The following is an 11,474-nucleotide window of genomic DNA, read 5'->3' as shown; positions in this document are numbered from 1 at the left end:
TGTGAATGTGATCGATATATGGCGTGATTCTGTGGTCGCTCTGTGGCGTGCAGGGCCCAACTCCGCACCTAAAGCTGTCGTCTCAAACCGGGTCACGTTACACAGAGGGACATAAGGTTTTGTATCCGATCGTGACCTGCCCCTCACACAGCTTCAGGGTCGGGAGGGAACGCCACCGCCCTGATAGCTGCGACCGTCTGCTCCTGGGTCAACGAGGAAACGTCGATGTTGGTAAACGCACGTCGGAGCCATGCTGCCTGTTGAAAGACTGGGAATTTGTTCAGCCTCCATCGCAGAGCACCAGACTCTTCAGTGTCCTCTTCTGCGCGGCGTCGGTGTTCTACTGGATCGATGTTCAGTACCACAGGCGTGAGTCGGACCGATGGATCAAGGTCGGACGTAATCTCCGACCAGTAGTCCTCCACCATCACAGTCTGGGGAACAACGATGGTCACGGGGCTGCCCTCCGGCAACTCCCGGAGGACAGCGTTGAGCGTGGTAGCCACAAGCTTTCTCCATGCGGGCCATTCCTGGAAGTCGTGGACGGGCACCACCGGCTGAAGAACAGGCCTTAGAAGAGCCCCGACCTCTTCAGGGTCAACGATCACCACACCGGGAACTTTTCGTGCCAACAACTTCGCTGCCGTCGTCTTGCCCGAACCGAACGCACCGTTGATCCATATGACGTGTGGCTGAGTCTGCTGCATGCGGGCAGTTTACCTTTCGATACCCGCTGCCTCACTCGAAGTGGCCTACTGCCACACACACGAGAAGGTCATGACATCACTAGGCGGCGAAACCGTTGATCAGCGCCTCGACGGTGGGCAAGCCGCTGATAGCCCTCCGACATCGGGACATGTCATCATGAGGCCATGAACAGCACGCATATGCTTCTGATCGGCGGGCGATCCGGTGTAGGAAAATCAACCGTGGCCTTCGCCCTTCATGACCTCCTGTCTGCACGCGGAGTCAAGCACGTCGTCATCGAGGGCGATGCGCTCGACCTCGCGTACCCTGCACCGTGGGAGCAGCAGATGGCAGAGCGAAACCCGACATCGCACAGCAATCGAACCGCTGACTCGGCGATTTCGTTTACGTTCGGCGTGCAGTTGCTCCGCCTGGCGCATGTTCTGCAGGCTAAGGACAGTGCATCTCAGGAATCATGCTGCGAACCGACCCACATCAGAGCGATGTTGCTACGGGGTGAGACATCGGGACAGCGCGTGGCCCTCCAATGAGCAAAGTGCCTGGTAGTCGACTGCATTCCCCCGAGCAGACCCCAGCTACGAAGGTAGACGACGGGTAGTCGCCTGGGCGTGTAGCTCGATGCTCGTGTGGCCGCCCTGTGGCCAAGCAAAAAAGGAACCGGCCCTGAGATCTAATCTCAGCGCCGGTGTCCTGTAACTGCGGGTACTGTCCCGCTATATGGGCTAAACAGTACCGCTCCCCCGAACGAAAGGCAAGTATCCAGTGCCCAGGCTGACATATTGTGCCGCCAGGCAGATCGAGCACGCCATCCCGACCGCCCGATTCCAGACCTACAGGCAGGCCACGGGAGACGTCGTCGAGGCGGCACGGCTCTACCTGTGGAACATCCAGGCCGCGAGCGCGTTGATGACGAGCTGGTCGAGGTTACGCAGACGAAGCTCTGGAGCGCGAACGGGCTCGCCAAGCTTCTCGACACCATCACGCAGGTGCAGAACAGCTACAACCCCCGGCTGCGCGTTGGCGGCGTCGTTCTCAACCAGCACGAGTCCCGCACGGTCGGAGGCGGCCACTGGGCGAGCGAAATCGAGGCGGCCGCCGAGGCGCGCGGCCTCTCGCTGCTCACCCCGCCTGTTCCAAAGCGGCAGTCAATCTCGGATGCGACTGAGGAAGGGCTCGGGCTCGACGAGGGTGGCCCGGACTGGCGCGAGCTCGCAGCGATCTACGACGGATACCTCAACCAGCTCACCGGAAGGAACTAAGAACATGGCCACGAAGCGAAGCGAACGCCGCACGTCCGCGCTCAGCGGGCAGACGCCCGTCAACACCCAGGCAGTGCCGGCAGCGCAGCCGACACCGACCCCGGCTGCGGAAGCGCCGGCAGCATCGACGCCGAGCGGGGGAGAGGGAGCGAGCAAGCTCACCCGCCCGAAGATGACCTACTACGCGGACAGCGACCAGAGCGGCCGCATCCGCGCCGCGTACTTCGCTGGTCGGGATAAGTACCGCTGGCGGAACATGACCGACATGCAGCTGCACGGCGTCATGGGCCTCGTCGAGGACCTGGAGCGTGAATTCAACGGGGGCAAGCACTTCGAGCTGATGCCCCCCGGCACCGGCCCCGTGGGCCGGCCGCTGGAATGACGAAAGCGAACCGCAATGTTTGAGAACCTGAACAACATCATCCAGTGGGTTGCGATCGTGGCTGCCGTCGCGTCCGTGATCCTTGTCATCTACTCCTTCGCCACGAGAAGCGTTATGGAACCCAAGACGGGAAGCCTCGTCATTGGCATCGTTGGCTTCATCGCTGCGGGCCTGATCTTCGTCCTGTCCGGCGGAGTGGTCACCGTCCAAGCGGCATAGTTCCGTGCACCGTACGTTCAGAGCGGCGGCGGCGGCCGCCGTTCTCACAGCGATACTCGCCGGATGCTCAGCGGGCGTCGACGAGCTGCGCGTGACCATCGACGGGGTGACGGTCACCGCCGAGCAAGCAACCAGCACCGAGGCGCAGCGCCAAGGGCTCAGCGGGCGCGACAGCGTGCCGGAGGGCACCGGCATGTGGTTCCCGCTCGAGCACGCACAGCGCACGGAGGTGTGGATGCAGGACACCCGTGTGCCGCTCGACGTCGTGTGGATCCGCGACGGGCGCGTGACGGGCGTTGTGACGCTCCAGCCGTGTTCGACGGACCCATGCCCCCGTGAGGCGTCCCCGGGTGTCGTAGACGCGATTCTTGAGGCCCCGGCTGGCACATTCAGCCATGTGTCGCCAGAGACAACCGTGCAGGTAGAGAGCGAGTAGGACAGATGGGCGTAGGACGGATTGACACCCCGCAGGCCAGGCAGATTGTGCAGACCGTCGCGGCGCAGCTCATCATCGGCTATGCGCCCCCGCATATGGTGGCGGCCGACGACCGGCGAAGAGCGGCGCAGCTCCGGAGGATCTTCGGAGACGACACCCACCCTGAGCCGAGCATCATCATCGGTGCGAGTGATGACCGGGGGATGATGCTGGGCGGCGCCGTGGTCGAGCCGTTCGTGTCCGACGAGCTGATATCGAAAGAGCCCGACGCCGCGCGGCAGTTCGCAACAACACACCGAATCCTCGCCGCCCTCTTCGTGCTGCCTGAGGCCCGCGGGTCCGGTATCGGCCGAGAGCTGCTTTCAGAGGCCGCGTACTGGGCTCTTCCTCATGGTGGCCGCTACCTCGACGGGTTCGTGGACGACCGGAATAATAGCGCGGACTTCTACCGCAGGTCCGGCGCGACCGTTGTCGGTCACAACACGGGACTCCCCGCACGGCGTCCCACCAACAGCGAGCTGAGCCATTACCCGGGCATTGACGGAACATGGTTTTACGTCGACGCATGGCGAATGCACCAGGGCAAGATCAACTGCGCGCGGTGCCGCGACGTGTTCGAGTTCGTCGACGAGGACGGCGGCTACCTCCTATGCCCCAACTGCGGGACGCCCGAGGCGAAGTAGCCACGCTCGACGTCTGATGTTCCCGTAACGATGTCACAGTGGGAACGAACAAGCGCTACCCGCATCTGCCGGCGCAGAGGGGCGAAGAGCGAGAGCTGCGCGAGGCGCGCAAGCGCGGGCCGCTGCGCACCCTCGATTCCCTCCAGCTTCGATTGCATGCGCAGCCGCTCACCATCGTTCCCGAGCAGATGACGATATGGGGTCACGCCTGGCTCCAGTTCGGGGATACGAACGTCCGGTGCGTCGTCCAGGTGAAACGTTGGACGGCCGACGCCGTGGGCGTCCAGGTGACGATCGACGGCGACAAGCTGCGGTGCTGGGTATGGCAGGGAGCATGTCAGCGAATCTCTGACCCGACCGACGTTTGGTAGCCCCGCTGTAAACGATCGCCGGGTTAGTGGACGGCTCCGAGTTCAATGCAGAGAACGCCACCGACGATGAGGACGATGCCGAGGCCCATCAGCCAGGTGAAGGGCTCTTTGAAGAGGAACTTGCTGAGGATGGCGGTGAGTGCGACGCCGGATGCGGCCCAGATGCCGTAGGCGACGCCGAGCGCCATGCCGCCGGCGAGGGCGAGGCTGAGCATGGTGAATGCGAGGACGTAGCCCACCGCCACGCCGACGTACCAGCGCTTCTTGTCGACGGCCATACGCAGGGAGAGCGTGCCGACGACCTCGAAGATGATTGCGCCGATGAGGAACAGCCAGACCATCACGCGACCTCTGCCTTCTTCTTGTGACCGGCCTGTGCGCCGAGTTCGACGCAGAGCACTCCGGCGATGACGACGACGATGCCGATGCCCATCAAGAGCGTGAGCGGTTCGCCGAAGATGATGAGGGAGAGGAGCGCCGTGAGTGCGACCCCGGAGGCTCCCCAGATGCCGTATGCGACGCCGAGGGCCATGCCGGTGCGCAGCACGAGGCTGAGGAACACGAAGGCGCCGATGTAGCCGGCTGCGACGAGTGCATAGAGGGCGGGTGCGTCGAGCGCCCCCTTGAGGGATAGTGAGCCGGTGACCTCTGCGGCGATCGCGCCGATGAGGAACAGCCAGCCTTTGGCTTTGTTGGTCACTGGGGGTCTCCTTCATTCACGAGTTGCAGGGCGATCGCGCGCAGGACGGATCGTTCGTCGTCGCGGACGGTGGGGATGCCGAGAGCAGCGTTGAACCATGCGCCGTCGGCCAGCAGGCGGGCGGCTCGAAGTGATGCGCGGCTCGCCGGGTCAGTGTCGATGTCGCTGCCGAGCCACGGGGTGAGGCGTTCCGCCCACAGAGCAGACAACCGCTCCCGCAGGTTCACGTCCGCGAGCAGGGCGAGATCGCTGGAGTCGAAGTCGCCATTGAGTGCGTAGTCGACGTACGCGCGCAGCTTGTCGATCGGCTCGGCATCCGTCGAGGCCCGAGTATGCAGATCCGCTTCCCAGCGGTCGATGATGCGGTTCACGACTGCGACAGTGAGAACTTCTTTCGTGCCGAAATGGTGGACCACCCCGGGCTTCGTCAACCCCGCCTCGCGAGCGACTGCATCGAGGGCGAGGGCATCGCCGCGGCGAAGGACTTCAACTGCGTGATCGAGAAGTTCGATTTTGGTTGGCACATTTCAAATATACCTACCATACGTATGGTAAGTCAACTTAGCTGCGGGCTCAGCCGTAAACGATCGTTTTCGGCGGCCTCGTCGACGTCGACGACCAGGTGTGAATGTTGACGCTCTTTGGCGGTGTTCTTGCGTTGTTGTTTGGCGGTGGCTATCCGATGACGAGGACGCTGGCGGCGGCTTCGACGACGTCGTCGGTGATGGTCTCGAGTTCGTTGATCTTGAGCACTCGTGCGATTTGGGGGAAGAGGCGTTCGAGGAGGCGGAAGTTGCCGCGAGTGATGCGTTCGATCGCGGCGATGGCTTGCGCGTCGGTGAAGTCGTCGGGGTCGAGGGTGCGGCCCAGTCGCTTCCAGCGACGTTCGAGGACGAAGAGGAGTTCGTCGCGGCCGAGGTTGCGGTAGCGGTGGGAGAACCCGAGGCGGCTGTAGAGCTGGGGGTAGTGCCGGAATCGTTGGTCGATGCCGGGCATGCCGATCAGGATGATCGCGGTGTGCTCACGGTCGTGCCGGTCTCGGAGGACTTCCAGGGCCGTGGGCGTGAGGCGTTCGGCCTCGTCGATGATGAGCAGCTCGACCCGCTTGCCCATGTTGTAGCGGCCGTGAGTCCCCGTAACTTTGCCGGTGGCGCGCAGGTGCTCATCGATGCAGATGCCCAGCCTGGTCTGCAGGTGGTCGATCTCATGGACGAGCTGCGCCGGCTTGGGGAGGACCGGTGGCGTGTAGAACAGGGTCCGGGATCGGTTCGCGGTGGCGTAATGCTCTGTGTCGGTCTCGCTCCGCGGTCCCCACTCGGTGATGAAGGGTTCCAGGGTGTCCCAGTGGGCGTATCGGCGGCCGGATTGCGTCTTGCCGACGCCGGCATCGCCGTGGCAGATGCCGATCGTGCGTTCCTTGCGGACGGCGTTGGCGAATTCGATGAAGCGGCGGTGTTCTTTCGTGACGATGAAGTCGCGGCTCATGGCTCGTCCTCTTCGTAGGTGCGTAGTCTCACCTGGCGTGGTGTCCGCGGCTCGGTTCGCGGCTCGTCACGGACGGCTGTCTGGGGGATGCGTTCGTTGATCTGTTGACGCAGCCGCCGACGGCGGGCGCGTCGGGCGGTCTCGATGTCGCGCAGGGAGAGTCGCTGGTTGGGGTGTGCTTCGTCGATCGCGATGCAGATGTGCGTGTCGTGGTCGTAGACGCGGATCTCGGACACGTCGCGCGGGTCGTACCTGATTGTCACGCTGCGTCCGACGAACGGCGCGAGTGTGGGTGAGAGGTACCGCTGGCCTTGGAAGTGGATGCCATCGCGTTGGACGACGCGGTTCTTCGGCAGGGTCAGCAGCAGCCCGTCGAGCTGGTCGAGGCTGTCGGGCATCCGCGGCAACCAGCCGTCACCGATCCAGGCCTCCTTCGGGCTGGCGCCGATCTCGCTGTGGGGGCGCTCGTTGTACTCGGTGACGAACCGGCCGATGGCCTGATCGAGGTCCGCGAGGCTGAGCTGCGGCTTCGGGGCTCGTGCCCGAGGGGTGAGGTGGCCGGGGAGGGTCGTGAGAAGTTCGGTGTTCACGGTGCCGAAGAATCGCTCGATCTTCCCGCGACCTTGCGGCCGGCCGACTGTCGAGTAGATCAGCCGGATCTTCAACGCCACCGCCGTGTACTCCAGATGCCTGCTGGTGAAGTCGCTGCCGTGGTCGACGTGGAGCACGTCGGGGAGACCGCACATCGCCCAAGCCGGGTTGGTCTTGCGCCAGATCGCCTGCCGCAATGCGAGCGCCGTGTTGATCGCCGAGGGCGCCCCTGTGAACACGGTGTACCCGCAGATCGCGCGCGAGTAGTCGTCGATCACGACCGTTAGCCAGGGGCGTTCCGGCTTCCCATCGGCGCCGACGATGAGGATGTCGAGTTCGGTGTGATCGGCCTGCCAGATCGCATTCGGTCGCTCGGCTCGGCGGCGGAACACTAGCTCGTGTCGGTCCCGGTACGCGGCTGGGCCGTCCAGCGCGAGGGTCACGAGTGCCGGGTCAAGGCGGTGCAGGATCGACCGGACCGTCGAATAGCTTGGACGGGCGCACCCGATGCGGTCGGCCTCGGCCATGGCGAGCCGGTGCAAGGCCGCCATCCCGGGACGCGGTTTGGTGAGTCCGAGCTGCTCAACGAACGCGACCAGGTCTGGGTCGGTGCGCCGGGTCCCCGCGTCCGCTCGCGCGCTCGGTTTCAGCCCGTCGATCCCCGCCACCGCGTAGTCATGGTTCCAGCGTTGAAGGGTGCGCAGACCGATTCCGGTCTCCCTGACCAGCGTGGCCAGGGGAATGTCATCCTCGACATGGAGACGCAGGATCCGCCACCGGGCCAGCGCGTCCATGGCACATCTAGTCGCCGACCGCTGCCGGGGTGCCGGTGGCGTGCTGATGACGGTAGAGCGTCGCTCTGGACCATCCGACCAGTCGGGCTGCGTCTTCGGCGGTGCGTCCCTTCGCGCGCGCGTCTCGCACGATCGCAAGCTTCTCCTTCACGACGCCCGGATCCACGGGTGGCCGGCCGAAGCGCGTGCCAGCCTGCTTCGCCGCGGCGATGCCGGCGTTGACTCGCTCGGTGATCAGTTCACGCTCGTACTCCGCCAGCGTCGCGAGCATGCCCAGCATCATCCGCCCGGACGAGGTCTCGGGGTCGATGCCATCCGAAATCGATCGAACCTTCACGTCCTTCTCGCGCAGCAGGTTCACCGTGTTCAGCACGTCGATGAGGGAGCGCCCGAGTCGGTCGATGCGCCAGACGACCACCGTGTCGCCGGGCTCCGCGTACTCCAGAAGTCTCTTCATCCCTGGCCGCTGCACCGCGGCACGGCTGCCCGAGGTCACGTCTGAGAAGACGTCCCTCGCCTCAACACCCGTCGCGCCCAGGGCGTCGAGTTGCAGGCGCGCGTCCTGACTGACGGTGCTCACGCGCGTGTACCCGAGAAGCCTCACCCGATCAGCATGCCTCACAAACTCCTGTCGCGCGACCCCGTGAGGCAGAGCGCGATGAGGCAACTTTTCGAGACGTTCTCAGCGCCCGAAATTGTGCGACGACGGCACCCTTTGACGCATCGCTCATCATGTCTCATTTAGCTAAAGGTTTACAAGACATCTACGGCGAACGCACTGAAACAGGGCGCTCCTGCGAGAATCGACCCGAAAACTGTCTCGTATACCTGTCTCACCGTAATGTGTTCCACCTTCTTCCAATCTGGGGTTTGGTGAGGCATGATGGTGGTCATGAGACTGTTGGGCTACACCCGGGTGTCCACCGTCGGTCAGGATCCGACTCTTCAACACGACGCCTTGGTCACCGCCGGGGTTCAGGACCGTGATGTCTTCAGCGATGTCACCTCCGGGGCGAAAAACGCTACTGAGCGTCCGGGGATGAAGAAGCTCCTCGCCTACGCTCAACCCGGTGACACGGTGGTGGTGTGGCGCATCGACCGGCTGGGCCGGTCCCTACTCGATGTACTCAACACGGTGAACCTGTTACGCGAACGAGACGTGAAAATCAAGTCCGTCTCCGACGGCATCGACCCGGAGACCTCCTCGGGCCGGTTGATGCTCGGCATGCTGGGCACCCTGGCTGAGTACGAACGAGAACTGATCACCGAACGCGTCAACGCCGGCATCGCCGCAGCAAAGTCCAACGGCACCCGCTTCGGCCGACCACCTGTGGATCCAGAGGTGGTCGACCGCAAACTCGCCATCGTCGCCGAGGAACGAGCCAAAGGCCGCAGTGCCGAAGACGCCGCGAGCATGGTCGGCTGGTCACGGGCGACACTGTACCGCCATCTGCAGGGCGCCAAACGACGACAGTCAGCACTGCCCGCCTGACACGGACACAATGACCAGCGCGTGAGGTGACGGTGATGGACGAGATGCAACGCTGGGAGATCCTCCGGCTCCACATCGAAGACGACATCACCCTGACCGACCTGGCACAGGCCACCGACATCAGCACCCGAACCCTATCCCGGTGGGTAGCCCGATACCGCGCCGACGGAATCCGCGGGCTACGCAACACCACACGATCCGACGCCGGAGCCCATCGCATATCCGCGGAACTCGTCGCCTACATCGAACACCTTGGTCTCACCAAGCCACGCCCATCGATCGCCGCCCTGCATCGCCTCGTGAGCTGTCGAGCACAACAACTATCGCTGAAACCACCCAGCTACGCCACCGTGCGCAGCATCATCCAAGCCCTTGACCCGGCGATGGTCACCCTCGCATTGGAGGGCCCGACGTCCTACCGAGATCGACACGAACTGGTCTACCGGCACCGGGCTGAACACCCCAACGCCATCTGGCAGGCCGATCACACCCAACTCGACATCCTCATCCAGAACCCGGACGGCACCCCGACTCGCCCCTGGCTCACCATCATCATCGACGACTACTCCCGGGCAGTGTGCGGCTACATGGTCACCACCACCGCACCCTCGGCAATGAACACCGCCCTGGCACTACGCCAGGCGATCTGGCGAAAAACAGACCCCACCTGGGCGATGTGCGGTATTCCCGACGTCCTCTACGTCGATCACGGCTCCGACTTCACCAGTGGCCATATCACGTACACCACGACAGCACTGAAGATCCGGATCATCCACTCGACCATCGCCCGTCCGCAGGGCCGCGGCAAGATCGAGCGGTTCTTCAGCACCGTCAACACCGAACTTCTCACCACCCTGCCCGGCCACCTCGCCCCCGGCGTCCGCAACCCACACCCCGTACTAGACCTGACGAGCCTGGATACCGCCGTCGGCGAGTTCATCAGCAGCTACAACCAGCGCACGCATTCTTCAATCAACACCAGCCCGAAAGCCGCGTGGATCGGGCAGGGGTGGATCCCCAGAATGCCGGAGAACCTTGAAGAACTCGACGGACTCCTGCTGCGGGTCTCCACCCACCGCCGAGTCCAGCGAGACGGCATCCACTTCCAAGGCCAGCGCTACATCAGCCCGACCCTGGCACCTTTTGTCGGCCATGACGTCACCATCCGCTACGACCCGCGGGATCTCTCCGAGATCCGGGTCTACGACCACGACACGTTGCTGTGCGTCGCTGTCGATGAAGACCACCCCAACCAGCGCTACAGCCTGGCCGATATCCAGGCCGCTCGTCGACGCCGACGGCGTCAACTACGTGCCGGGATCAACGAGCGCATCCCCATCCACGAGCCACGCCCATCAGACCTTGCCCCTGTGAACCCCGATGTGAGCGCCGAAGCGCCACGGCCGCGTGGTCGTACGTCTCGCCTGCGGACCTATGAAGAGGACCTGTCACCATGAACCGCGACTTCATCGTCACCAAAGAGCACCGCCGCTTCGTCGAGTTCGCCAACGCGATCCGCAAAGACGCCACCATCGGCATCTGCCACGGTGATGCAGGAGTCGGCAAAACACAGTCCGCCAGACGCTATGCCCACTGGGATGCTCTGGGCTCGTTCATTGACGACTGGGGTCCACGCAGTGAATCTGACCTGGCCATCTACGCGACGGCTCATCGGGCGCGCACCGTGTTCTACACCCCTGAGGTGCAACCGAAGTACCGGACGTTGATCCGTGACATCGAATTTTACCGGGGCAAACTCGACGTCTGCATCATGGAGCATCTGATGGCCACCGGACAGCGGGACAGGCTCCACATGCGCAGATCCAGTGGCGAGAAGCTCACCCAACTGATCATTATTGATGAGGCAGAACGTCTGCCTCCCACCGCCCTGGAGATGCTGCGCGACATCCACGATCGTGACGGTGTGGCGATCATGTTCATCGGCATGCCCGGTATTGACCAGCGCTTCCGGCACTACCCTCAGTTGTTCAGCCGGCTGGGGTTCTCGCATCGCTACCGTGCCCTGGGCAAAGACGAGCTGCTGTTCGTGCTGAACCGGCACTGGAGGCGCCTGGGTAGAGAATTGAACCCGGAGGATTTCACGGATGCGCAGGCCATCGCCGCGATCGAGCGGCTGACCCGCGGCAATTTCCGTGTGGTGGAGCGATTGTTCCCACAGATCAAGCGAGTGTTGAAGATCAACGAGTTGGAGACCATCACCGACGATGTGATTGAAGCTGCCGCCAGCACCCTGGTACTCGGCCACTGACCAGGTCAGTACGACACATAGTGATCAAAAAAGCAGGCCACATAGCGATCACATTCACAGTCTTGTGATTCACAAAGTGTTCGTC

At 63.6% G+C, this 11,474-nt stretch carries 17 protein-coding genes; 10 read left to right on the top strand and 7 right to left on the bottom strand.

Going from position 1 to position 11,474, the window contains the following annotated elements:
- Positions 1 to 143 precede the first annotated feature (143 nt).
- Positions 144 to 707, bottom strand: coding sequence for a P-loop nucleotide/nucleoside kinase family protein (locus CS919_RS10065; protein ID WP_070434724.1), 564 nt, complete (start codon positions 705 to 707; stop codon positions 144 to 146).
- 165 nt (positions 708 to 872) lie between these two features.
- On the opposite strand from CS919_RS10065, the gene CS919_RS10920 reads away from it, so the two are divergent.
- The 7 genes from CS919_RS10920 (at position 873) to CS919_RS10030 (ending at position 4,058) form a co-directional block, all read left to right on the top strand.
- Positions 873 to 1,238 carry an adenylyl-sulfate kinase gene (locus tag CS919_RS10920; protein WP_228073762.1) on the top strand — a complete coding sequence of 122 codons (366 nt, stop codon included), beginning with the start codon at positions 873 to 875 and terminating at the stop codon, positions 1,236 to 1,238.
- A 348-nt stretch (positions 1,239 to 1,586) separates the two neighbouring features.
- Positions 1,587 to 1,967, top strand: a complete 381-nt coding sequence (locus CS919_RS10055) for a ParA family protein (protein WP_099299344.1) — start codon at positions 1,587 to 1,589, stop codon at positions 1,965 to 1,967.
- A 4-nt stretch (positions 1,968 to 1,971) separates the two neighbouring features.
- The gene (locus tag CS919_RS10050) at positions 1,972 to 2,349 is read left to right on the top strand and encodes a hypothetical protein (RefSeq protein WP_070434721.1); all 378 of its coding nucleotides are present in this window, start codon (positions 1,972 to 1,974) and stop codon (positions 2,347 to 2,349) included.
- Between the two features lie 15 nt (positions 2,350 to 2,364).
- Positions 2,365 to 2,568: a hypothetical protein gene (locus tag CS919_RS10045; RefSeq protein WP_099299343.1), complete on the top strand. Its 204-nt coding sequence runs from the start codon at positions 2,365 to 2,367 to the stop codon at positions 2,566 to 2,568.
- Positions 2,569 to 2,572: 4 nt separating this feature from the next.
- Entirely contained in the window at positions 2,573 to 3,004 is a 432-nt protein-coding gene (locus CS919_RS11045; RefSeq protein WP_070434719.1) for a DUF192 domain-containing protein, read from the top strand.
- Positions 3,005 to 3,009: 5 nt separating this feature from the next.
- Positions 3,010 to 3,687 carry a GNAT family N-acetyltransferase gene (locus CS919_RS10035; protein WP_070434718.1) on the top strand — a complete coding sequence of 226 codons (678 nt, stop codon included), beginning with the start codon at positions 3,010 to 3,012 and terminating at the stop codon, positions 3,685 to 3,687.
- Between the two features lie 38 nt (positions 3,688 to 3,725).
- Positions 3,726 to 4,058, top strand: coding sequence for a hypothetical protein (locus CS919_RS10030; RefSeq protein ID WP_046746590.1), 333 nt, complete (start codon positions 3,726 to 3,728; stop codon positions 4,056 to 4,058).
- Between the two features lie 23 nt (positions 4,059 to 4,081).
- Here the strand turns inward: CS919_RS10030 and CS919_RS10025 are convergent, their stop codons facing one another.
- The 6 genes from CS919_RS10025 to CS919_RS10000 all read right to left on the bottom strand — a co-directional run bounded on the left by CS919_RS10025 (position 4,082) and on the right by CS919_RS10000 (position 8,232).
- The gene (locus CS919_RS10025) at positions 4,082 to 4,399 is read right to left on the bottom strand and encodes a DMT family transporter (protein WP_046746591.1); all 318 of its coding nucleotides are present in this window, start codon (positions 4,397 to 4,399) and stop codon (positions 4,082 to 4,084) included.
- Entirely contained in the window at positions 4,399 to 4,758 is a 360-nt protein-coding gene (locus CS919_RS10020) for a DMT family transporter (protein ID WP_046746592.1), read from the bottom strand. Before CS919_RS10020 ends, CS919_RS10025 begins: the two co-directional genes overlap by 1 nt.
- Positions 4,755 to 5,282 (bottom strand): TetR/AcrR family transcriptional regulator, encoded by a 528-nt coding sequence (locus tag CS919_RS10015; RefSeq protein WP_070434717.1) that lies wholly within the window; start codon positions 5,280 to 5,282, stop codon positions 4,755 to 4,757. The genes CS919_RS10020 and CS919_RS10015 overlap by 4 nt, the downstream gene beginning before the upstream one ends.
- 151 nt (positions 5,283 to 5,433) lie before the next feature.
- Entirely contained in the window at positions 5,434 to 6,243 is an 810-nt protein-coding gene (locus CS919_RS10010; RefSeq protein ID WP_070434716.1) for an AAA family ATPase, read from the bottom strand.
- A complete protein-coding gene (locus tag CS919_RS10005) occupies positions 6,240 to 7,628 on the bottom strand; it encodes a TnsB C-terminal domain-containing protein (protein ID WP_070434715.1) in 1,389 nt (462 codons plus the stop codon). Before CS919_RS10005 ends, CS919_RS10010 begins: the two co-directional genes overlap by 4 nt.
- Before the next feature lie 7 nt (positions 7,629 to 7,635).
- Positions 7,636 to 8,232, bottom strand: a complete 597-nt coding sequence (locus CS919_RS10000) for a recombinase family protein (protein WP_070434801.1) — start codon at positions 8,230 to 8,232, stop codon at positions 7,636 to 7,638.
- Between the two features lie 279 nt (positions 8,233 to 8,511).
- On the opposite strand from CS919_RS10000, the gene CS919_RS09995 reads away from it, so the two are divergent.
- From CS919_RS09995 to CS919_RS09985, 3 genes are read left to right on the top strand one after another with little or no spacing between them, the layout of a single operon-like run.
- Entirely contained in the window at positions 8,512 to 9,120 is a 609-nt protein-coding gene (locus CS919_RS09995; RefSeq protein WP_234990909.1) for a recombinase family protein, read from the top strand.
- A 35-nt stretch (positions 9,121 to 9,155) separates the two neighbouring features.
- Positions 9,156 to 10,577, top strand: a complete 1,422-nt coding sequence (locus CS919_RS09990; RefSeq protein WP_070434714.1) for a TnsB C-terminal domain-containing protein — start codon at positions 9,156 to 9,158, stop codon at positions 10,575 to 10,577.
- Positions 10,574 to 11,389: an AAA family ATPase gene (locus CS919_RS09985; RefSeq protein WP_070434713.1), complete on the top strand. Its 816-nt coding sequence runs from the start codon at positions 10,574 to 10,576 to the stop codon at positions 11,387 to 11,389. Before CS919_RS09990 ends, CS919_RS09985 begins: the two co-directional genes overlap by 4 nt.
- Positions 11,390 to 11,474: the final 85 nt, after the last annotated feature.

Source organism: Corynebacterium dentalis (genome assembly GCF_900232865.1).
In the GTDB taxonomy this organism is placed as follows: Bacteria; Actinomycetota; Actinomycetes; order Mycobacteriales; family Mycobacteriaceae; genus Corynebacterium; species Corynebacterium dentalis.
Note: the sequence above shows the minus strand (reverse complement) of the source record. Positions and strands in the feature narration are given on the sequence as shown.